General features: G+C 35.4%; 22 protein-coding genes. 20 read left to right on the forward strand and 2 right to left on the reverse strand.

From position 1 onward, the window contains the following. Positions 1–162 precede the first annotated feature (162 nt). From thiI to trmL, 4 genes are all read left to right on the forward strand, one after another. The gene (gene thiI / locus DKK79_RS02260; RefSeq protein WP_110422667.1) at positions 163–1,611 is read left to right on the forward strand and encodes a tRNA uracil 4-sulfurtransferase ThiI; all 1,449 of its coding nucleotides are present in this window, start codon (positions 163–165) and stop codon (positions 1,609–1,611) included. A gap of 122 nt (positions 1,612–1,733) precedes the next feature. Further along, the gene (locus DKK79_RS02265) at positions 1,734–2,453 is read left to right on the forward strand and encodes a response regulator (RefSeq protein ID WP_110422668.1); all 720 of its coding nucleotides are present in this window, start codon (positions 1,734–1,736) and stop codon (positions 2,451–2,453) included. 32 nt (positions 2,454–2,485) lie between these two features. Next, a complete protein-coding gene (cpxA, locus tag DKK79_RS02270; protein ID WP_110423291.1) occupies positions 2,486–3,859 on the forward strand; it encodes an envelope stress sensor histidine kinase CpxA in 1,374 nt (457 codons plus the stop codon). 18 nt (positions 3,860–3,877) lie between these two features. Then, positions 3,878–4,363 carry a tRNA (uridine(34)/cytosine(34)/5-carboxymethylaminomethyluridine(34)-2'-O)-methyltransferase TrmL gene (gene trmL / locus DKK79_RS02275; RefSeq protein WP_309146325.1) on the forward strand — a complete coding sequence of 162 codons (486 nt, stop codon included), beginning with the start codon at positions 3,878–3,880 and terminating at the stop codon, positions 4,361–4,363. Between the two features lie 163 nt (positions 4,364–4,526). Here the strand turns inward: trmL and efp are convergent, their stop codons facing one another. Next, positions 4,527–5,093 carry an elongation factor P gene (gene efp / locus DKK79_RS02280; protein WP_034882790.1) on the reverse strand — a complete coding sequence of 189 codons (567 nt, stop codon included), beginning with the start codon at positions 5,091–5,093 and terminating at the stop codon, positions 4,527–4,529. Positions 5,094–5,125: 32 nt separating this feature from the next. Between efp and epmB the strand changes: the two genes are divergently transcribed. From epmB to nudC, 6 genes are all read left to right on the forward strand, one after another. Beyond that, complete coding sequence (gene epmB, locus DKK79_RS02285) at positions 5,126–6,151, forward strand: EF-P beta-lysylation protein EpmB (RefSeq protein WP_110422669.1); 1,026 nt, start codon at positions 5,126–5,128, stop codon at positions 6,149–6,151. A gap of 159 nt (positions 6,152–6,310) precedes the next feature. Beyond that, positions 6,311–6,451, forward strand: a complete 141-nt coding sequence (rpmH, locus tag DKK79_RS02290; protein WP_025314679.1) for a 50S ribosomal protein L34 — start codon at positions 6,311–6,313, stop codon at positions 6,449–6,451. An 8-nt stretch (positions 6,452–6,459) separates the two neighbouring features. Continuing rightward, the gene (gene rnpA / locus DKK79_RS02295; RefSeq protein WP_110422670.1) at positions 6,460–6,816 is read left to right on the forward strand and encodes a ribonuclease P protein component; all 357 of its coding nucleotides are present in this window, start codon (positions 6,460–6,462) and stop codon (positions 6,814–6,816) included. 47 nt (positions 6,817–6,863) lie between these two features. Then, on the forward strand, positions 6,864–7,109 hold the full coding sequence (yidD, locus tag DKK79_RS02300) for a membrane protein insertion efficiency factor YidD (RefSeq protein ID WP_034882864.1): 246 nt from the start codon (positions 6,864–6,866) through the stop codon (positions 7,107–7,109). Continuing rightward, positions 7,109–8,737, forward strand: a complete 1,629-nt coding sequence (gene yidC / locus DKK79_RS02305; protein ID WP_110422671.1) for a membrane protein insertase YidC — start codon at positions 7,109–7,111, stop codon at positions 8,735–8,737. The genes yidD and yidC overlap by 1 nt, the downstream gene beginning before the upstream one ends. Before the next feature lie 62 nt (positions 8,738–8,799). Then, positions 8,800–9,600: an NAD(+) diphosphatase gene (nudC, locus tag DKK79_RS02310; RefSeq protein ID WP_110422672.1), complete on the forward strand. Its 801-nt coding sequence runs from the start codon at positions 8,800–8,802 to the stop codon at positions 9,598–9,600. Between the two features lie 150 nt (positions 9,601–9,750). On the opposite strand, the gene hemB is transcribed toward nudC, so the two are convergent. Beyond that, positions 9,751–10,764: a porphobilinogen synthase gene (gene hemB / locus DKK79_RS02315; RefSeq protein ID WP_110422673.1), complete on the reverse strand. Its 1,014-nt coding sequence runs from the start codon at positions 10,762–10,764 to the stop codon at positions 9,751–9,753. Between the two features lie 181 nt (positions 10,765–10,945). Here hemB and rpsU point away from each other — a divergent pair, with 181 nt between their 5' ends. The 10 genes from rpsU to thrB all read left to right on the forward strand — a co-directional run bounded on the left by rpsU (position 10,946) and on the right by thrB (position 23,230). Next, entirely contained in the window at positions 10,946–11,161 is a 216-nt protein-coding gene (gene rpsU / locus DKK79_RS02320; RefSeq protein ID WP_034882800.1) for a 30S ribosomal protein S21, read from the forward strand. Positions 11,162–11,275: 114 nt separating this feature from the next. After that, positions 11,276–13,057, forward strand: coding sequence for a DNA primase (dnaG, locus tag DKK79_RS02325; protein ID WP_110422674.1), 1,782 nt, complete (start codon positions 11,276–11,278; stop codon positions 13,055–13,057). An 81-nt stretch (positions 13,058–13,138) separates the two neighbouring features. Further along, positions 13,139–14,977, forward strand: a complete 1,839-nt coding sequence (gene rpoD, locus DKK79_RS02330) for an RNA polymerase sigma factor RpoD (protein ID WP_034882804.1) — start codon at positions 13,139–13,141, stop codon at positions 14,975–14,977. Between the two features lie 65 nt (positions 14,978–15,042). After that, positions 15,043–16,014: a bile acid:sodium symporter family protein gene (locus DKK79_RS02335; RefSeq protein WP_110422675.1), complete on the forward strand. Its 972-nt coding sequence runs from the start codon at positions 15,043–15,045 to the stop codon at positions 16,012–16,014. A gap of 68 nt (positions 16,015–16,082) precedes the next feature. Beyond that, complete coding sequence (pitA, locus tag DKK79_RS02340; RefSeq protein WP_110422676.1) at positions 16,083–17,597, forward strand: inorganic phosphate transporter PitA; 1,515 nt, start codon at positions 16,083–16,085, stop codon at positions 17,595–17,597. A 64-nt stretch (positions 17,598–17,661) separates the two neighbouring features. Further along, positions 17,662–18,114 carry a universal stress protein UspA gene (uspA, locus tag DKK79_RS02345; protein WP_110422677.1) on the forward strand — a complete coding sequence of 151 codons (453 nt, stop codon included), beginning with the start codon at positions 17,662–17,664 and terminating at the stop codon, positions 18,112–18,114. 179 nt (positions 18,115–18,293) lie between these two features. Further along, complete coding sequence (locus DKK79_RS02350; RefSeq protein ID WP_110422678.1) at positions 18,294–19,046, forward strand: SDR family oxidoreductase; 753 nt, start codon at positions 18,294–18,296, stop codon at positions 19,044–19,046. A 141-nt stretch (positions 19,047–19,187) separates the two neighbouring features. Next, positions 19,188–19,517 carry a hypothetical protein gene (locus tag DKK79_RS02355; protein WP_110422679.1) on the forward strand — a complete coding sequence of 110 codons (330 nt, stop codon included), beginning with the start codon at positions 19,188–19,190 and terminating at the stop codon, positions 19,515–19,517. A gap of 317 nt (positions 19,518–19,834) precedes the next feature. After that, positions 19,835–22,291 carry a bifunctional aspartate kinase/homoserine dehydrogenase I gene (thrA, locus tag DKK79_RS02360; RefSeq protein ID WP_110422680.1) on the forward strand — a complete coding sequence of 819 codons (2,457 nt, stop codon included), beginning with the start codon at positions 19,835–19,837 and terminating at the stop codon, positions 22,289–22,291. Beyond that, positions 22,292–23,230, forward strand: coding sequence for a homoserine kinase (gene thrB, locus DKK79_RS02365; RefSeq protein ID WP_110422681.1), 939 nt, complete (start codon positions 22,292–22,294; stop codon positions 23,228–23,230). Positions 23,231–23,294 lie beyond the last annotated feature (64 nt).

A 23,294-nucleotide genomic window follows, 5' to 3' on the forward strand; every position in this document is an offset into this window, starting at 1 on the left:
CTTTATGTTATACAACAGAATTTATTGATGCGAAATATTAGCGAAAGAGTGAGCAACAAGCAAGTAGATTTTGTTATTTTCTGTATTTATCATAATCAATTGTACGTTTTAAGGGAAAAATCAGTATAATGTCGCTATTTTTAGTTAAGCAAATGCTGTTGTATGAAATTTATTGTTAAACTTTTTCCTGAAATTACCATTAAAAGTGAGTCTGTTCGTTTACGTTTTATTAAAATATTAACCAGTAATATACGTAATATTTTAAAGCATTCAATTGATGATGTAGCAGTCATCCGTCATTGGGATTTTATTGAAGTTCGCCCTAAAGTTGCAAATAGTGAAAATCAAATTTTAGAGTTATTAACCCGAATTCCAGGTATCCATCATATATTAGTGGTGGAAGAGTTTTCTTTTGTTGATTTGCATGATATCTATGAAAAAGCTTTTAATCACTATGCACCTTTAATTGAGAATAAAACATTTTGTGTCAGAGTTAAGCGACGTGGTAAACATGATTTTACTTCAATTGAAGTGGAACGTTATGTTGGCGGAGGACTTAATCAACATGTTGCCTCAGCTAAAGTAAAATTAACGCGCCCTGATGTAACCGTTAATCTTGAAATAGATAAAGATAAACTTTTATTAGTTAAACAACGTCATGCTGGTATTGGTGGTTTTCCAACAGGTACCCAAGAGGATGTTATTTCACTTATTTCTGGGGGATTTGATTCTGGCGTGTCGAGTTATATGTTTATCCGACGAGGTTGCCGAGTTCATTACTGCTTTTTTAATTTAGGTGGAAAAACCCATGAAATTGGCGTAAAACAAATGGCGCATTATTTGTGGCAAAGATTTGGAAGCTCCCATAAGGTTCGTTTTATTGCCATTGATTTTTCAGATGTGGTGGGTGAGATACTTGAAAAAGTTGATGATGGGCAAATGGGGGTTATCCTAAAACGGATGATGATACGCGCCGCGTCTAAAGTTGCACAGCGCTATAATGTTGAAGCGTTGGTCACAGGAGAAGCATTAGGGCAAGTATCAAGCCAAACTTTAACTAATTTACGTTTAATTGATAATGTAAGCGATACTTTGGTTTTACGTCCACTTATCACGTATGATAAAGAAACGATAATTAATCTTGCTCGTCAGATAGGAACAGAAGATATCGCTAAGACTATGCCAGAATTTTGTGGTGTGATATCAAAAAGCCCTACCGTAAAAGCGATTAAAGAAAAAATAGAAGCCGAAGAACAGAGTTTTGACTTTTCTATTTTAGATAAAGCTGTTGAAGAAGCTGAAAATATTGATATTCGTGAAATTGCTAAACAAACAGATAATACAATTATACAAGTTGATACAGTTACAACATTAGAAGATAATCAAGTCATAATCGATATTCGTTCGCCTGAAGAGCAAGAAGATAATCCACTAGTCGTTGAAGGTGTGGAAGTTAAGCATATACCATTTTATAAATTAGCAACACAATTTGGTGATCTGGATCAATCAAAGCACTATCTACTGTATTGTGCCAAAGGAGTTATGAGTAAACTACAAGCACTTTATTTGGTTGAACAAGGATTCACTAATGTAAAAGTGTTTAAACTATAAATCTTAACAATTATTTTCGATATTGTTCCAATTTAGCTATATAATATTTTTAAGTTAGTACTACTACATAATTAATCGATAGCTATAATAAATGATAAATTTCTTTGTTAATGAGGCTTGTAATGAACAAATTGCTGGTAGTTGATGATGATCAAGAAATTGCTTCAATGTTATGCGAATTACTAGAGTTAGAAGGATTTGAAGTTATAATAGCGAATAATGGCGTTCAGGCTTTAGCTAAATTTGATGAGAGCATTGAGCTTATTTTACTCGATATTATGATGCCAGGAATGAATGGATTAAGTGTATTAACTGAACTGCGAAATAAATATACTGTTCCTGTAATATTCCTAACCGCTAAAGATAGTGAATTTGACAAAGTTATTGGTCTTGAGCATGGTGCTGATGACTATATTTTAAAGCCGTTTAATGATAAGGAACTTATTGCGCGAATCAATGCGATTTTGCGTAGAAAACGTTGGGATGATCAAGCTAACAAATCAGGTGAAAAATCAGCGCAATATTCTTTTGATAAACTTGTTGTGAATAGTAAACAACAATCTGTTTTATTTGATGATAAGTATATTGAATTAACCGGCACTGAGTTTCAAATATTATTACAACTTCTCGAAAATGCTGGCAAAATAATTTCTAGAGATGATTTAAGTGAAAACGTGTTGGGTAAAGAATTTCTACCATTAGCTCGTTCAATTGATGTTCATGTTTCTAATTTGCGTAAAAAACTTCCACCACGAAGTGATGGATTACCGTGGATTAAAACATTACGCTCAAAAGGATATCTATTTGTTGTTGATCAGGATATTGATTTATCGCAGAATTAGATTTTTCTCTGTTATGGTAAGAATATATGTGGATTTTTGATCGCTTAACCGTTAGAATTTTCGCCATATTCTTACTTACCATTGCTTTCTTTCTTAGCCTTGTTATGGCATTGCCTGAACTTGATTCTCGTAATTTAACTTACTTAGCCAATAAAGATAGAGAAAGTGGCAATCTATTAGCAAATGCAATTGAAAAAGATTTAACTAAGATTCCTAAAGATAGTTTTCGTTGGTGGATGAGATTCATTGTTGTTATGGATAATCATCAAAAAACGGGGCAACAGCTATTTATTGTTTCGCCAAATCAACAAATTATTACCGCGGATACTCAAAATATCGATTTAGTGAAAAGTTTTAGTGAAAAATCGCATGATGTTGATGATCCTGCTAAGCAAATTTATGATAACCAAGAAATTATTGGGCCTTTCTTGTTGCATTATGCTAATGAAGAATATCAATTATATCTACTGCAACCTGCATCAGATATTCAGTCACAATTTGTTAACTTAATTTTTGACCATCCCTTCTTACTTTTAACCTTAACCATATTGGCAAGCTCGCCTTTTTTGCTGTGGTTGTCTTGGAGTATCGCTAGGCCAGCACGAGGCTTGAGATTGGTGGCTGAGCAAGTGGCTAAAGGGAATCTACAACAGTGGCCTGAATTAGAAAAAGTTGGATCATATGAATATAAAGCAACCGGTGCAAGTTTTAACCATATGCTTAGAGAGTTAAAACGGATGCAAGAGTTACAGCAACGGTTGTTTTCGGATATTTCACATGAATTGCGGACTCCATTAACCCGATTACAATTAGCAGCTTCACTGTTGCGCCGTAAACAGGGTGAAAGTAACGAGGTTTTACGGATAAGCAATGAAGCGATAAAACTTGATTCAATGATTGGCGATTTGCTGATGTTAGCCAGAAATCAACATGATAATAATGAAGTTCGTGAATTTAAAAAGTTAGATGAATTATTTAAAGATGTTTTGAATAATGCGGCTTTTGAAGCAAATCAAATAGCTAAACAGTTTTCTATTCATAATCCTTCAACAAATCATACCATTTTATGTTATCCGATAGCGTTATGTAGTGCACTTGAGAATGTAATAAGGAATGCATTTCGTTACTCAAATCAACGGATTGATGTAGATTTTGTTATTCAACAAAAAACAGTAATTATCACTATTGATGATGATGGTCCCGGTGTTGCCGAGAGTGAGCTAGAGCAAATTTTTAGACCTTTTTATCGTACTAATGAGGCGCGTGATCGTGAATCTGGTGGTACTGGTCTAGGTTTAGCCATTGTGGCTAATGCGATTACTCGGGATAATGGCACAGTTAGAGCTGAGAAAAGCCACTTAGGCGGGCTTAGAATTGTGATAGAATTACCGCTTCAAAAATATTAACAGTTAAGAGAAATAATTGTGTCGATTGCACCTTTAAATGTTGTTTTATTTGAACCCGAAATCCCTGCTAACACCGGTAATATCATTCGGTTATGTGCTAATACTGGTTTTAATTTACATATTATTGAACCAATGGGATTTTATTGGGATGATAAAAAATTAAGACGAGCTGGACTCGATTATCAGGAATTTGTTAATGTAAAACGCTATAAAAATCTTGAATATTTTTTAGCTGATAACCACCTTGATTTAGCTTCTCAAGTTTATGCTTTAACGACAAAAGGTCAAAAACCACATAGTGAAGTAAATTATCAACAAAATGATTTTTTGATGTTTGGTCCAGAAACGCGAGGTCTACCTGCCAAAGTCCTTGATGCATTACCGCAAGATAGGAAAATTCGCATTCCAATGACAGCCAATAGTCGAAGTATGAATCTGTCTAATTCTGTCGCTGTCGTCGTTTATGAATCTTGGCGACAACTTAACTATATTGGAGCAAAATAAATTTAAATTTACAGTGATTTTTAATGGTTAATTATTCAAAAATAGAAAGGTTATTGCTGACTGTTGGGGTTATAAGAAACGTTCCTCAACTTAAAAATCTAATGTGACTATTTCATTTATAAAAAAGAGGTCAGATCGACCTCTTTTATTTAAATAATATTAATTATTTAACGCGTGAAACGTATTCACCAGAACGTGTATCAACTTTAAGTACTTCACCAATTTGTACAAATAAAGGAACACGTACTACCGCACCGGTTGATAATGTTGCTGGTTTACCGCCGGTTCCTGCTGTATCACCTTTTAAACCTGGATCAGTTTCAATTACTTCAAGTTCAACAAAGTTTGGTGGTGTTACTGCAATCGGTTGACCATTCCATAATGTTAAGATACATTCAGCTTGATCCACTAACCATTTGGCATTGTCACCAACCGCTTTTGCATCCGCGGAAAGTTGCTCAAAAGTATCATTATTCATAAAATGCCAAAACTCACCGTCGGTGTAAAGATAAGTTAGGTTCATATCTACGACATCAGCTGCTTCAACAGATTCACCTGATTTGAATGTTTTATCAACTGTTTTACCAGAAAGTAATTTTTTTATTTTAACGCGGTTGATTGCTTGTCCTTTACCTGGTTTATAAAACTCATTTTCAACGATCACACACGGCTCGCCATCTTGCATTATTTTAAGACCAGCTTTAAACTCATTAGTACTATAAGATGCCATAAAAGCTCCAACTATCATTCTGAATTACAAAAATGAGCCATATTATACAGCAAAATGTTGAACAACCAAATAAAGATGAGTGGATTTTTGATCTCGCTAATGTGGTGACAGACATCAAAAAGCTCTATCGTTGTTTGGATTTAGATCCCAACGTTATTTCTTTACCGATGCTGCAGGCGCGAAAGCAATTTCCGCTACGGGTGCCTATGGCCTTTATCAATCGAATGAAAAAAGGTGACAGTCAAGATCCGTTGCTATTGCAAGTACTTTGTGATGAGCAAGAATTAATAAATGTACCCGGTTTTAGTAAAGATCCCCTTGACGAGCAACATAATGATGTTCCGGGGTTGCTACATAAATATCATAATCGCGCATTATTAATGACCAAAACCGCCTGTGCAATTAATTGTCGTTACTGTTTTAGGCGACATTTTCCTTATCATGACAATCAAGGTAATAAAAAAAATATTAGTGCAGCATTAGCGTATATTGCAGATCATAGCGAACTGGATGAAATTATTCTTTCCGGAGGTGATCCGTTAATGGCAAAAGATCACGAAATGGCTTTGTTAATAGCTGAACTAGAGAAAATTCCACATATCAAACGGTTACGTATTCATAGCCGTTTGGCGGTGGTGATACCTAATCGTATTACTTCTGAGTTATGTCGTTTATTTGCCAAAACGCGTTTACAAATTGTATTAGTTACTCATATTAATCATCCCAATGAAATCGATGATGATGTTACCAGTGCCGTTAAATCTTTAAAGAATAGTAATGTAACCGTATTGAATCAAAGTGTTTTATTGAAAAATATTAATGATAATGCTGATGTACTAGCGGAGTTAAGCAATAAATTATTTTCAATTGGTATTTTGCCTTACTACATTCATTTACTTGATAAAGTACAAGGTGCGGCTCATTTTTTAATCGATGATGATACGGCAAGGCAAATTATGCAGCAACTGGCCAAAAAGGTATCGGGTTATTTGGTGCCTAAATTAGCTCGAGAAGTTGGTGGTGAAGAAAGTAAACGCGTTTTAGCTATTAATGATTAATAAAAGTACTAATTAATTTGATGATGTCCTTACAATTTATGTATCAAAATCTCGTTGACGAAAAATAAAATAGACTCTATAATTCCGACCTCTTTAATTAATGCTGTGGAGTTTTTACTCTACTACTTGTTGATAAATTAGATTTGGATATAAATCGTCATGAAACGCACATTTCAACCATCAGTATTAAAACGCAATAGAACTCACGGTTTCCGTGCTCGTATGGCTACTAAAAACGGTCGTCAAGTTCTTGCTCGTCGTCGCGCTAAAGGCCGTGTTCGTTTAACTGTTGCTAGTTAAAAAGTTGGGTGACTAAACTCACTTTTCCTCGGGAGTTACGCTTGTTAACTCCCTTAGATTTTAATCATGTCTTTCAAGAATCTATTCGCGCAGGTTCTCCTTTTCTGACTTTGGTTACACGTAAGAACTCACTAAATCATCCTAGATTAGGTTTTGCTATAGCCAAAAAACAGGTTAAACGAGCGCATGAGCGTAATCGTATTAAACGATTAGCTAAAGAATATTTTCGTCATCACCAACATCAGTTTCCTAATATCGATTTTATTTTGATGGCTAAACAGCCTGTTATACAATTGAATAATCAACAATTAGTTGAGACATTAGATAAACTATGTCAGCAAATCATCAAAAAACAAAAAAATTAAACAAGCTATTATTGATCATTAAACAGCATGTTTATGCAGTTAAATATATGATTGTTAATGTTTTTGTTTTTATTATCAAGCTATATCAACATGTCATTAGCCCACTATTGGGCCCAAAATGTCGCTTTACTCCTAGCTGTTCACAATATGCAATAATTGCATTTAGACGCTTCGGATTGATAAAAGGTGGTTGGCTAACGCTCAAACGTGTATTAAAATGTCACCCTTTACATGAAGGAGGAGAAGATTTTGTTCCTCCTAAGAAAATTAAAACCAATAGAGAAAAACACTAATGGGATCTCAACGTAATATTTTAGTCATTGCTTTACTTTTTGTCTCTTTCCTTGTTTGGAGAGCTTGGGAAGACGATCATGCGCCAAAACCGCCAGTTGCTAACCAATTGACACAACAAATAGGTGAAGATAATTCACCGGCGGATTCTGCGCAAGGTAAAACAGTCGCAATAAAATCTGATGTATTGTCATTAACGGTTAATACCTATGGTGGCGATGTACAAGCTGCCCAATTGTTGAAATACGAGCAGACTCTTCATTCAGGTACACCTTTCCAGCTATTAACCTCAACTCCGGATTTTATTTACATTGCTGAAAGTGGATTAACCGGCAAAGATGGTCCAGATAATGCTAGTCAAGGTTCAAAAAGACCTGTGTATCAAACTGCTCAAACTGAGTATGTTTTAGCTGATGGTCAAGATGAGTTAAAGGTTCCACTTATCTATACAGTTAATGGCGCAACCTTTACTAAATATTACATCTTACATCGTGGTAATTATGCGATTGATGTACAGTATGAGGTAAATAACCAGAGCAAAAATCCTTTAGAAGTGTCAATGTATGGTCAGTTAAAACAAACAATTGAACTACCAAAAGATGCCGTTACTGAAGGCGGTGGCGGATTAGGGTTAAGCGCCTTCCGTGGTACAGCTTATTCTAGTGCGGACACCAATTATAGTAAATATAGTTTCGGTGATATTAAAGATAAAGCGTTGAGAGTTGAAACGAATACTGGTTGGATTGCCATGTTGCAACACTATTTTGCCTCTGCTTGGGTTCCGGCGCAGGGTCAAAATAATCTATTCTATTCACGTGCAACAGCTAATAACTCACAAGCAACAATTGGTTTTAAAGGTGAAACAACCGTTATTCAACCTGGTAAAACACAATTAATTAATGCCAAACTATGGTTAGGCCCTGAAATTCAAAGTGAATTGAAAGAAACGGCTAATCATCTTGATTTAATCGTGGATTATGGTTGGTTATGGTTCTTATCTCAACCACTGTTTTATTTATTAAAATTTATCCATAGTTTTATTGGAAATTGGGGTTTCTCAATAATAGTTATCACCTTTATTGTGCGAGGTATTTTATTCCCACTCACGCGAGCACAGTACCGTTCAATGGCCAAAATGAAGTTATTACAACCTCGTTTACAGGCACTAAAAGAGCGTTATGGTGATGATAGACAAAAAATGAGCATGGAAACCATGGCACTTTATAGACAAGAGAAAGTTAATCCTCTTGGCGGCTGTTTACCATTGTTGATCCAAATGCCGATCTTCTTGTCTCTATTTTATATGTTAGGTAACACGGTTGAGCTACGTCATGCACCATTTGCACTTTGGATCCATGACTTATCTGCACAAGATCCATATTATATTTTCCCATTATTAATGGGGGCAACCATGTTCTTAATTCAGAAGATGTCACCAACTCCGGTTACCGATCCGTTACAACAAAAATTAATGACTTATATGCCATTAATCTTTACGGTATTCTTTTTATGGTTCCCATCAGGTCTAGTTTTATACTATATCGTAAGTAACTTATTTACCATTGCACAGCAACGTATAATTTACTGGGAGCTTGAGAAAAAAGGTCTTCATGAGAAGAAAAAGAAATAGTATTGATAAAAAGGAGGAGTAAAATCCTCCTTTTTAGTAGTTAATTTTCGAGTATTGATGCGATGAATATACAAAAACAATTTAATTTAGTTGGTAATGAAAAAGGTTACTGGTTCGTTAGCAAAAATGGACGATTATGGTTGCCTAATGGTGAGGTGCCTAATGGTGTTGCGAGTCAATTTGGTTTTACCAATAATTTAGCTCAATCAATCGGTGAATGGAATGGGCAAACTACATGGTTGATTTGCCAAGAAATGCAAGATTCAATGGGTTCGATTAGACCTTTACTCAATATTGGAGATCAATCATTATTTAATATGGCTGGCAGGGCAGTACAGTTGTCAGAGTTTTATCGTTCTCATAAATATTGCGGCTATTGTGGTCATGAAATGTATATCAGTCAAACCGAATGGTGTTGTCTATGTGATCATTGTCAGCAACGTTATTACCCACAAATTTCACCATCCATTATTGTCGCTATTCGCAATAAAAATAAAATTTTATTGGCAAAACATGTAAGGCATAATCAAGATAATTTATATACTGTATTAGCGGGTTTTACTGAAATTGGTGAAACCATGGAAATGACAGTTGCTCGTGAAGTGTATGAAGAGTCAAAGATAAAGATTAAAAATATTCGTTATGTCGGTTCACAACCTTGGCCATTCCCTAACTCTATGATGATGGCTTATTTAGCTGATTACGAAAGTGGCGAAATTACCGTCGATAAAAACGAGTTGGTGGAAGCAAATTGGTATCACTATTCTCAATTACCAAAAATACCTGAGTATGGCACGATAGCAAGGCGTTTGATTGAAGATACCTTAATACTTTGCCGAGAATATGATGAATATGGTGAGTAAAACTCATCATATTCACATTGTATAATAATTTATAGATATTCAAGGATTCTGATTAAGTTAATCGTACTAGAATCTTCACATATTGCTGTATAAATAACATGAGTTTAGTCGTAAGTTGTCCACTGAACTCAAATTGAGTTAAAACTTTTATCACTCTTGGCTATTGAGCCATAGCGCAACTTGTTTGGCAAAATAAGTTAAAACACCATCTGCCCCAGCTCGTTTAAAACAGAGTAATGATTCCATGATGACCGATTTTTCATCCAACCAACCGTTTTTGATTGCGGCCATTAACATTGCATATTCGCCAGATACTTGATAGGCAAAGGTTGGTACGGCAAAAGTATCTTTTACTTTACGCACAATATCTAGATAAGGTAAACCGGGTTTAACCATTACCATGTCAGCGCCTTCACTTAAATCTTGGTAAATTTCTTGTAACGCTTCATTAGCGTTGGCCGGATCGAGTTGATACGTTTTTTTATTGCCACCTTTAATATTTTTTGCAGAACCAACCGCATCACGGAAAGGACCATAAAAGCTCGATGCATATTTGGCTGAGTAAGCCATTATCTGAGTATTAACAAATTGGTGTGACTCTAAAGCATTACGAATGACGCCAATTCGACCATCCATCATATCACTTGGTGCTATAATATCTGCCCCGGCCTCTGCTTGTACTAATGCTTGTTTTGTTAAAGCTTCGACAGATATATCATTAAGAACATATCCGTTATCATCAATAATGCCATCTTGACCGTGTGTCGTATATGGATCAAGCGCGACATCCGTTAAGACTCCTAGTTCTGGTAATGCTTTTTTTAACGCTCGGATTGCTTTGGGTATCAATCCGTTTTCATTATAAGCTTCTTCAGCTAATAATGATTTTGCCGAAGGTTCGATAGCTGGAAACAAAGACAGTACAGGAATACCTAATTTAGCAACTTGTTCGGCTTCTTGCAGTAATACATCTATGCTCATTCGTTTAACATTGGGCATTGAAGCTACCGATTGGGTGATATTTTTTCCTTCAACGATAAATACTGGATAAATTAAATCATCTACAGTTAAATGATTTTCTGCAACCAGGCGGCGGCTAAAATCATGAGCACGATTACGACGTAATCGTCGTTGAGGGTATTGGCCGGTAATGATTGACGACATAAAAACACCTATATTTTTGATTAAACGGTTTTATTATCTGACTCAAGAACGAGATTAGCAAATAATTTATAGCAGCGTAATTATACGATATTTTACTTTACAACTTATATGAAATAGAGGTAAAATTGCGCACTGATTTTTAGTCCCTAGTGATATTAACCAAATTTGAGGTGAGAGGCACATGCCAGTAATTAAAGTACGTGAAAATGAACCTTTCGATGTAGCATTACGTCGTTTTAAACGTTCTTGCGAAAAAGCAGGAGTTTTAGCTGAAGTTCGTAACCGTGAATTTTACGAAAAGCCAACAACTATTCGTAAACGCGCAAAAGCAGCTGCTGTTAAACGCCACGCTAAGAAATTAGAAAGAGAAAACGCTCGTCGCACTCGTCTATATTAATATTTATACGGAAAATATAAATTCATTTATATTTTTAATATAAAATTTTAACAAGCCGTACCATGACTACGGCTTGTTGTCTTTGTGTAATACCATAAATGGTTGAATTTTATCATGAAAGGTCTTATTCCTCGCGATTTTATTTTAGATTTGCTTGCCCGCACCAATATTCTTGATGTGATAGGTAAGCGCGTTAAAATGAAAAAAAAGGGGAATAATTATTTTGGTTGTTGCCCTTTTCATGATGAAAAAACCGCCTCTTTCTCATTAAGCGAAAAGAAACAAATTTACTACTGCTTTGGCTGTGGAGCTTCGGGTTCGGTAGTAAACTTCTTGATGCAATATGAGCGATTGTCTTTTCCTGAGGCTATTGAGGAAATCGCTAGTATGCAAGGCATTCGAGTTCCTTACACGGATAGCGAAAATAATCAAGCCGATCAATCAAAGCAAATTGAATCTCGTAATGTGCGTCGAGATCTTTACTCTTTGATGGCAAAGATAACGGATTTTTACCAACAGCAGTTAGCATTATCGACATCAGAGGATGCGCATCGCTATCTTGAACAACGTGGTTTAAATTCAGAAATCATCAGTAGATACAAAATAGGTTACGCACCTAATGAATGGCGTTTAACTTCACAAAATGTGGTTAAAAGCAAAGAAGAATTAGCTTTATATGATCGTGCGGGTATGTTGGTTACTAGTGATAATGGTAATCAATACGATCGATTTCGCGGACGTATAATGTTCCCAATTAGGGATAGACAAGGTAATGTTATCGCTTTTGGTGGTCGAACCATTATCAATGATTCAGCTAAATATATTAATTCACCAGAAACGCCGATCTTTCATAAAGGTTTTCAATTATATGGTCTTTATGAAGCACAAGAAGTTAATCGTAATCCTGATAAATTAATTGTGGTTGAAGGCTATATGGATGTGGTTTCGCTAGCCCAATATGGTATTGACTATGCCGTTGCCGCACTAGGTACCTCAACATCTGAAGAACATATTAAATTGCTATTTAGGGCAACCGATTCAGTAATATTTAGTTATGATGGCGATAATGCCGGGCGAAATGCCGCATGGCGAGCGCTTAATGTATTGCTGCCATGTTTGATTGATGGTAAAGAGATCACTTTTGCTTTTTTGCCTCAAGATGAAGATCCTGACAGCTTTGTGCGTAAAGTGGGTAAAGATGGCTTTGAAGATTATATAAATAAAGCTTCTAACTTATCTGAGTTTTTGTTTGATGAGTTATTAAAACAAGTTGATTTGAAAACACCTGAAGGGAAAGCTAAATTGAGTTCACTTGCTTTACCTTTGCTTGAACAAGTAAAGGCGAAAGTATTTAGACTGAATTTACTTCAAGAGTTAGGTCGTTATTTAGGATTACTTGATGTATCTCAAATAGAAAAACTTATCGCGGCTAATCAAAATAAAGGTGAAAATACAACTATCGATTCTTCACCTTTGCCAAAGATGAAATTAACCACTATGCGGATTTTAATTGGTCTGTTACTCCAATATCCAAATCTAGCTAAAATAGTTTCAGATATCAATGTGATGCGACAAGTTAACTTGGCAGGAATTGAGATATTTATTGAGCTACTTGAATTATGCCAACAATATCCAAATATTACTACAGCACAATTATTAACTGAATGTATTAACCGACCATATTATAAACAACTTAATCGGTTAGCAACATGGGAGTACCATTACCAAGATGATGAGATAGAATCAATTTTTTCTCATACGTTAAAAGAGTTATATGATAATATACTCGCCCAAAGGCAAGATGAACTGATCGCAAAAGAGAGAGTCTCCGGATTAAGTACCGCAGAGAAAAAAGAATTAGCGACACTAATACTTGTTTTATCAAAAAAAGACTAAATATAAAGGGTATGTGTAGAAAAATAATTTTTGTTCTGCACATATAATATACATGACCGAATAACTAAATGGTGATACTTTATGGAGCAAAATTCTCAATCACAGTTAAAACTCCTGATTATACGGGGTAAGGAGCTGGGATACCTGACCTATGCTGACGTCAATGATCACTTGCCTGAAGAAATTATTGATTCAGATCAAATTGAAGATATTATTCAAATGATCAATGATATGGGGATTCAAGTACTTGAAGAAGCCCCAGACTCAGATGAATTATTACTTTCTGATAATGTTCCAGATGAAGAGGCAGTTGAAGCAGCGACAGCATTAGTTTTATCTAATGTAGAATCAGAGATAGGTCGAACTACTGACCCTGTGCGTATGTATATGCGTGAAATGGGTGCGGTTGAACTATTAACCCGTGAAGGCGAAATTGATATCGCAAAACGTATTGAAGATGGAATTAATCAAGTTCAAACCTCAGTATCTGAATACCCAGAAGCCATTACTTATCTTTTAGAACAATATAATTTAGTTGAAAGCGGTGAAGTTCGCTTATCCGATCTCATCACTGGCTTTGTCGATCCTAATGCTGAAGAATCCGAAGAAGAACTTCCTGAAGAGTTGGAAGATGTTGAAGAGGATATTGACATTGACGATAGTGATGATGAAAGTGAAGAAGATAGCGACTCTTCAGCTGATGATGATGTTTCTATTGATCCTGAAGTAGCAAGAGCAAAATTTGCTGAACTACAAGAGCAACATGATAAAACTTCTGCGGCAATCAAAAAATATGGTCGTGCTCATAAAAAAGCACAACAAGAAATTGAAAATTTATCAGAAGTATTCAAACAATTCAGATTAGTAGCCAAGCAGTTTGACATTCTCGTTAATAACATGAGAAGCATGATGGATCGAGTAAGATCACATGAACGAGTTATTATGCGAATCTGTGTTGAACAATGTAAAATGCCAAAGAAACAGTTTATGACGCATTTTACTGGTAATGAAAATAGCATGGACTGGTATATAAAAGCGTCTACTAGTAAAAACGCATATGCCGCTAAATTAAAAGAGTTTGAATCGTCAATTGAAGAGCAAATTACTGCTTTACAAAAAATTGAAACAGAAACGAATCTCTCTATTGAGCAAATCAAAGATATTAATAGAAGAATGTCTATTGGCGAAGCTAAAGCACGACGTGCGAAGAAAGAGATGGTTGAAGCAAACTTACGTCTAGTAATTTCAATTGCTAAAAAATATACCAACCGTGGTTTACAGTTCCTAGACCTTATCCAAGAAGGTAATATTGGATTGATGAAAGCGGTTGATAAGTTTGAATATCGCCGAGGATATAAATTCTCGACTTATGCAACTTGGTGGATTAGACAAGCTATCACTCGTTCTATTGCTGACCAAGCAAGAACAATTCGTATCCCAGTGCATATGATTGAAACAATCAATAAACTAAATCGTATTTCTCGTCAAATGTTACAGGAAATTGGTCGTGAACCAACACCGGAAGAGTTATCTGAACGCATGCAAATGCCGGAAGAAAAAATTCGTAAGGTATTAAAAATCGCCAAAGAACCAATTTCAATGGAAACACCAGTTGGTGATGATGAAGATTCACATTTAGGTGATTTTATTGAGGATACTGCACTTGAGCAACCATTAGATGCAGCGACATCTGAAAGTTTGCGTAGCGCAACGCGTGATATTTTATCTGGTTTAACACCACGTGAAGCAAAAGTCTTACGTATGCGATTCGGTATAGATATGAATACCGACCATACGCTTGAAGAAGTCGGTAAACAATTTGATGTAACGCGTGAGCGTATTCGTCAAATTGAGGCTAAAGCATTACGTAAATTACGTCATCCTAGCCGATCTGATGTCCTTCGAAGTTTCTTAGAATAATTTATATTTGCAGATACATCGCCACTTTTGTGGCGATTTTTTTATTAACTAATCAAACGACTATCATGAATATACTTCAACGCTTTAAAATTGATTCATTCTTGCTGATTTTGATTTGTGTTGTGACTACAGCAACTATTTTTCCATGTGAAGGAGAAGCAAAAGTTATTTTTGAAAATCTTACCACTTTTGCTATAGGTCTATTGTTTTTTATGCATGGAGCAAAACTGTCGTTTGAGGCGATCATTCTCGGCATTAAAAATTGGCGGTTGCATCTATTAATCTTCATTATTACTTTCGTCGTATTCCCGATTTTAGGTGTGATGATGCAATTGCTCGTCCCCACTTTTTTATCAGAAGATCTTTATCTAGGCTTTGTTTATCTTTGTGTCCTACCGGCTACAGTTCAGTCGGCAATTGCCTTTACATCAATTGCAAAAGGCAATGTCGCTGCTGCAATTTGTAGCGCATCGGCATCTACATTGTTAGGTGTATTTCTTACACCGGTATTAGTGGGTGTGTTAATGCACACGCAAGCTGCTGAATCGATGAATATATTAGATGCCATTGAATCTATTATGCTTAAACTGATGTTGCCATTTATTATCGGTCATTTATCGAGGCGTTTTATTGGCAAATGGGTTGATAAGTACAAAAGTGTGATTTCCAAAACTGACCGTATATCAATATTATTAGTTGTCTATGTCGCTTTTAGTGATGCAGTTGTGAATGGTATTTGGTCTAAAGTCAGTTGGTTATCTCTTGTAGAGATCATTGTTTATTCAATAATTTTATTAACAATTGTGTTATTGATTACGACCTATAGCTCACGATTATTGGGTTTTAGTAAAGAAGATGAAATTACCATCGTATTTTGTGGTTCTAAAAAAAGTTTAGCCAGTGGTATACCAATGGCTAGTGTAATCTTTCCTATGTCGATAACAGGAATAATAATCTTACCGCTAATGATTTTCCATCAAGTACAATTAATGATCTGTGCTGTTTTAGCTTCTCATTACGCGAAGCGAAAAATGTAAAAATTGTTTTGCTCATTAGGTTATTCTCAAGGATAATAGAGCCGCTATTAACAACAGAAAGATATATTATGTTTCATCTATTTGCTGATTTAGACTTTTCCACCATTATATTATTAGTTTTAGCACTATTTTTTGTTCTTTTTTATGAGGCAATTAATGGATTTCATGACACCGCAAATGCTGTTGCGACAGTAATATATACTCGAGCATTAAAAGAACAACTTGCTGTTTTTATGGCTGGTATGTTCAACTTTTTTGGGGTATTACTTGGTGGACTTAGTGTTGCTTATGCAATTGTTCATCTTTTACCTACAGATTTATTACTGAATGTAAGTTCTGCTCATGGACTGGCAATGGTATTCTCAATTTTATTTGCCGCGATTATCTGGAATTTAGGTACTTGGTATGTAGGTATCCCTGCTTCTAGTTCCCACACGCTGATTGGTGCCATTATTGGTGTCGCATTGGCTAATGCCTTTATTATGGATACGTCTATCATTGAGGCACTTAATATTCCGAAAATGATACAAATCTTTTTATCATTAATTATTTCACCTATCGTTGGTTTGGTTATAGCTGGCTTAATGATTTTTTTATTACGCAAATATTGGACTCGTAAAGGACAAGGTAAAAAACGTAGTAAAAAAAGAGAACGAATTTTTATGACGCCAGAACAGCGTGAAAAACTATATGGTAAAAAGAAACCGCCATTTTGGATTCGTATAATGCTTATTATTTCAGCTGCTGGCGTAAGTTTCTCGCACGGCGCAAATGATGGGCAAAAAGGGATTGGTTTATTGATGCTAGTTTTGATGGGGATTGCACCGGCTGGTTTTATTGTTAACATGGGTGCATCAACCTATGAGATTACTAATACCAGAAATGCGATTCATAATATTCAAGAGTACTTCATCTCTCATAATGAAGATCTTAATTCAGTAATTGGTAAACAATCAGCGGTAGAAACAGCAATCCCAGAAAATGATTTAAATAAATATCATTGTGATTATTCAAAATCATTTATTACCTTGGGTATTGCTAATAGTCTATTTAACAAAATCAATGATTATGACTCGCTTAATGTTGACCAACGTTCACAAGCTAGACGTATTTTATTATGTTTATCTGATACCGTATCGCATGTAGCTAAACAACCCAATATATCTAATAAAGATAAGCAGTATTTAAAATCATTAAATAATGATTTATTAAAAACAGTCGAATATGCACCAATTTGGATAATTATCGGGGTAGCTTCGGCGCTTGCGGTAGGAACAATGATTGGTTGGCGACGTGTAGCTATCACTATTGGTGAAAAGATAGGTAAAAAAGGGATGACTTATGCACAAGGAGTTTCGGCGCAAATAACTACGGCGTTATCTATTGGTATAGCAAGTTATACCGGAATGCCGGTATCGACAACGCAAGTTCTTTCTTCATCGGTTGCAGGAACCATGATTGTCGATGGTGGAGGAGTACAAAGTAAAACGATTAAAAATATCGCACTTACTTGGGTTCTTACTTTGCCGATTTCAATATTGTTATCTGGGTCACTTTTTTGGCTTGCTCAAAAATTAATTTAGTAGTAAAAAGGAAGTATAAAACTTTAGTTTAATTAGAGCATCAAAATAGGAAGGAGTAGATATTATGGCTTATAAACATATTTTAGTCGCAGTGGATTTATCACCTGAAAGTGAAGTTCTTGTTGAAAAAGCAGTCTCTATGGCTAGACCATATAATGCTCAAATATCACTCATTCATGTGGGTATTAACTATTCCGATCTTTATACTGGTTTAGTTGATATTAATATGAATGATATGAAAGATCGCATTAATGAAGATGCTCATATCGCATTGAATAAATTAGCGGCTGATGCAGGTTATCCAATTGCACATACTCTTTCTGGTAATGGTGAATTTGGACAAGTATTAATTGAAGCTATTCATGAATATGGTGCAGATCTGGTTGTTTGTGGTCATCACCAAGATTTTTGGAGTAAATTAATGTCTTCAGCTCGTCAATTAATCAACAATACCCATATTGATACGTTGATTGTTCCTTTGAAAGATGATGAGTCATCCGAAGAACCATCTAAATGAAATATACGATATCAACCCGCTTCTTAGCGGGTTTTTTTTAGGTTATGCAAAAAAAATTTACCAATATTTAGGCTATCAAGCTAATTGAAAATATTTTGCCACTTCACTTATGGTTGTTTTCTTTCCATATCACAAAGGTATACTCATATAACTACCAAGAGTATAAAAGGAGAATGAATATGAATATTGTTTTGGTTACTGGCGCTTCATCTGGATTTGGACAAGCTATTTGTCGAAAACTTATTGCAGATGGTTATAAAGTAATTGGTGCAGCAAGACGACTTGATAAATTACAAAAACTGGCACAAGAGTTAGGAGATAACTTTTTACCTTTAACGCTAGATGTTAGCAAAAAAGACTCTGTTGAAACAATTTTATTACAACTACCTAAAGAATTTCAGCCTATTGATATATTAATTAACAATGCCGGATTAGCTTTAGGTTTAGAACCCGCATATGAAGCAGACTACAATGATTGGCAAACAATGATTGAAACTAATGTCGTAGGGTTAGTTCATTTAACCCATCAAATTTTACCAGGAATGGTTGAACGTAATAATGGTTACATCATTAATCTTGGATCTGTTGCGGGTACTTATCCTTACAAAGGTGGTAATGTTTATGGTGCTTCCAAAGCGTTCGTTAAACAATTTAGTGCTAATCTAAGAACAGATTTATTAGGTAAAAAGGTCAGAGTAACAAACATTGAACCAGGATTGTGTGGAGGAACCGAATTTTCAAATGTGCGATTCCATGGTAATGCCGAACAAGCAGCTGCAGTGTATAAAGATGTGGACTTTATCACTCCAGAAGATATCGCTAATACTGTCTCATGGTTAGTGAATACGCCAAGTCATTTTAATGTCAATTCAATTGAAATTATGCCGGTGGCACAAGCCTCGGCAGGTTTAGCTGTTTGTAAAGGTGTTTAAACAAAAATTCAAAAAATTTAATAATATCAATACTCTAAATGAAATAAATGAAAAAAATAGGATTGTTAAACAAAATAGACTTGCACTTATGTTAATGGATTGCTATTCTTTTCGCTTGTGATTTTGATTGAGGTTTTAGCAATGACATTTTCTGAAGTAACAAAAACATTTGCGACAAGCTTGCCTGGTACCGATTCGTACGTAAAACTACGTAAGGCTATGAGGACATTAATCCAAGAAGATCCAAGTAACGCAGCCGTTTACTTTTTGATTTTTGGGTTTGCACGCACTTATGTCATGTTATATGAAGATCAGGAGGTTTCACCACAATTTGCTGAAGACAATCAAAAATTAATGTTATCGTATCTCAATATACTTGATGAAGCATTACAAAAACGAAATGCTGAAAGTATCTATCAAGCATTAAACAAAGTAGTCAATGAATACGAAAACAGCAAAAAGGTATTTTAGTTATTTACAGCCTGACATGAAAATGTCGGGCTGTTTTGTTTAGAGTTTATTTTAGGAAAAATAATAAAATGGTAATGATGATTTCAGGTATTATTGGTACCACCGGCACTATTATTAATTATAGGGCGGGTTGATTTTTCCTTAAAAAAATTTCGAAAAACCCGCCAAAAAGGCGGGTTTTTTACTTTGTGAAACAAAAAATTCAAAAACATAAATTAAAGTAAAAACAATTCAATATATTGATTTTATGTATATCTTTTAAAAATGGTATTTTGAATTATTATTGGCATAAATTAGAAAAATAAGTAAGGTGTGATATGAAAGTTTTAAAATTTGGAGGAACATCTGTTGCCAACGCAGAACGCTTTTTGCGTGTAGCAGAGATTATTGAAAATAATGCTAAACAAGAACAGACGGCAACGGTTTTATCTGCACCCGCTAAAATTACCAATCATTTAGTTGCAATGGTCGAAAAAACAGTTGCCAAGCAAGATATCCAAACTAATATCTACGATGCTGAAAAAATCTTTGCTGACTTATTAGCTGGTATTGCCGAAGCGCTTCCTAATTTTGCCTATGAAAAAATGAAAAAGTTTGCTCTTAATGAGCTAAATAATGTCAAACAACTGTTAGAAGGTATTCGACTATTAGGCCAATGTCCGGATAGTATTAATGCCACTATCATTTGTCGAGGTGAAAAACTTTCGATTGCTATAATGGAAGAATTGCTAAAAGCAAAAGGGCATGAAGTTACTGTTATTAATCCTGTGGCAATGTTAATTGCGCAAGGCGATTATTTAGAGTCGACAGTTGATATTGTCGAGTCATCTCATCGAATCAGTGAAATGCGTATTCCTCCAGAAAATATAATTTTGATGCCAGGTTTTACCGCAGGTAATGAAAAGGGTGAATTAGTTGTTTTAGGACGTAACGGTTCAGATTATTCGGCTTCAGTATTAGCCGCCTGTTTACGCGCCAATAGCTGTGAAATTTGGACCGATGTCGATGGAGTTTATACCTGTGATCCGCGAATTGTGCCAGATGCCAAACTACTACAAACAATGTCTTATCAAGAAGCTATGGAATTATCTTATTTTGGTGCTAAAGTGCTTCACCCAAGAACAATCTTACCGATTGCGCAATTCCAAATTCCATGTTTAATCAAAAATACCAATAATCCAGATGCTCCAGGCACTTTAATTGGCGCTAATGTGATTGACAGTTCAACGCCCGTCAAAGGTATTACTAACTTAAATAATATGGCCATGATAAATGTATCAGGTCCAGGATTGAAAGGTATGGTTGGTATGTCGGCGCGGGTTTTTTCCGCCATGTCCTATGCCGGTATTTCTGTCGTACTTATTACCCAATCATCGTCTGAATATAGTATTAGTTTTTGTGTGCCTCAAACCGAACTATACCGCGCGGAAGAGGCATTGAGTGAAGAGTTTTATTTAGAATTAAAAGATGGCCTACTCGAACCAATTGAAGTAATTGAAAAATTAGCGATTATCTCCGTAGTTGGTGATGGCATGCGTACTTTACGTGGCTTATCGGCTAACTTCTTTACCGCATTAGCGCGCGCCAATATTAACATTGTGGCAATTGCCCAAGGTTCATCAGAACGCTCAATCTCAGTTGTGGTTGATAATGATGTTGCGGTAATGGGGGTTCGAGTGACTCACCAAATGTTATTCGGTACTGACAAAATGTTAGATGTATTTGTTATTGGTGTTGGTGGTGTTGGTGGTGCCTTGGTGGATCAAATCGGTCGTCAACAAAAATGGCTTAAAAATAAACAAATTGACCTACGGGTTTGTGGTTTATTTAATTCCAAACACTCAGTACTTAATCGTGATGGAATTAACTTAGATAATTGGCGTGATCAAATAAAACAAAGTGAAACCAGTTATAATCTAAACGGTATTATTGAATTTGCTAAAAATAACCGGCTGCTTAATCCAATTTTAGTCGATTGTACTTCAAGTAGTGATGTATCAGATAAATATGTTGATTTTCTGGCTAATGGTTTTCATGTGGTAACCCCGAATAAAAAAGCCAACACCAGTTCAATGGCTTATTACCTTCGTTTACGCCAAGAAGCAGCAAATAGTAAGCGTAAATTCCAATATGATACCAACGTTGGTGCTGGGCTACCGGTAATCGAGAACTTACAGAATCTGCTTAATGCCGGTGACGAATTAATTAAGTTTTCCGGAATTTTATCGGGTTCATTATCTTTTATTTTTGGTAAGTTAGATGAAGGTATGTCATTATCAGAAGCAACTAAGTTGGCGAAAGAGAAAGGGTTTACCGAACCTGACCCGCGTGATGACTTATCCGGAACCGACGTAGCAAGGAAACTATTAATTTTAGCAAGGGAAGCTGGATTACAACTTGAACTGGATCAAATTAATGTTGAATCTGTGCTACCAGCAGAATATTCTCAAGGCAATATTGATGAGTTTATGGCAAAACTTCCGGAACTCGATGCGCAATTTAAAGAAAAATCAGAAAAAGCCGCTAAAGAAGGAAAAGTTCTACGTTATGTTGCTAACATCGATGGAGATCAATGTAGAGTCAAAATAGAAGCCGTAGATACTGAAGATCCTCTTTATAAAGTTAAAAATGGTGAAAATGCATTAGCATTTTATACCAGGTATTATCAACCAATTCCATTAGTATTACGTGGTTACGGTGCCGGTAATGATGTAACTGCAGCGGGTGTGTTTGCTGATATTTTACGAACCACATCTGGAAAAATTGGAGGCTAAATGAGTCATAAATCATTAACTGTTTATGCACCAGCATCAATGGCAAATATTAGTGTTGGCTTTGATATTTTAGGTGCAGCAATCAATCCAATTAGTGGGGCGATGTTAGGTGACTGTATTACCATTGAGTCGGCAACTGAGTTTAGTCTTACAAGCAAAGGTCAATTTGTTAAAAAATTACCCAAGGATCCCAAATACAATATTGTTTATCAATGTTGGCAACGTTTTTGTAAGGCTATGGGTAAAACATTACCGGTTAACATAATGCTTGAAAAAAACATGCCAATTGGTTCTGGATTAGGTTCAAGTGCTTGTTCTGTCGTTGGTGCTTTTGTGGCATTAAATAAATTTTTTGATGAACCATTTAATCAATATGAAATGCTTTCCATGATGGGGGAACTAGAAGGTCGAATTTCTGGTAGTGTGCATTATGATAATGTCGCTCCTTGTTACTTAGGTGGAATGCAACTTATCCTTGATGAAATGGGGGTGATAAGTGAAGCGATACCTCATTTTGACAATTGGTATTGGGTAATGGCTTATCCAGGTATTAAAGTTTCTACAGCTGAAGCTCGAGCAATATTACCTGCTCAATATCAAAAAGCAGATTGTGTTGCGCATGGTCGTTATGTAGGCGGTTTTTTACATGCTTGTTATACCAAACAACCCAAACTTGCAGCGGCAATGTTGATTGATAATATCGCCGAGCCTTATCGTAAACAATTGCTACCTAATTTCGATGCAACACAAATAAAGGTAAAACAACTTGGCGCATTAGCCTCTGGTATATCTGGCTCAGGACCGACAATGTTTGTGGTAGCAGATAATCTTGAAACTGCAAAACAGATAGAGTCATTGTTAAAAAGTTCTTATTTACAAAATGAAGATGGTTTTACGCACATTTGTAAAATAGATCCACAAGGTGCAAGAGAGATTTAAGTTAATTGTTATTAAATAAAACAATAAGATTAAATCAAAAAGAAAACAATTAAAGTATAAAATT

Origin of the sequence: Gilliamella apicola (assembly GCF_003202915.1) — a bacterium.
In the GTDB taxonomy this organism is placed as follows: Bacteria; Pseudomonadota; Gammaproteobacteria; order Enterobacterales; family Orbaceae; genus Gilliamella; species Gilliamella apicola_Q.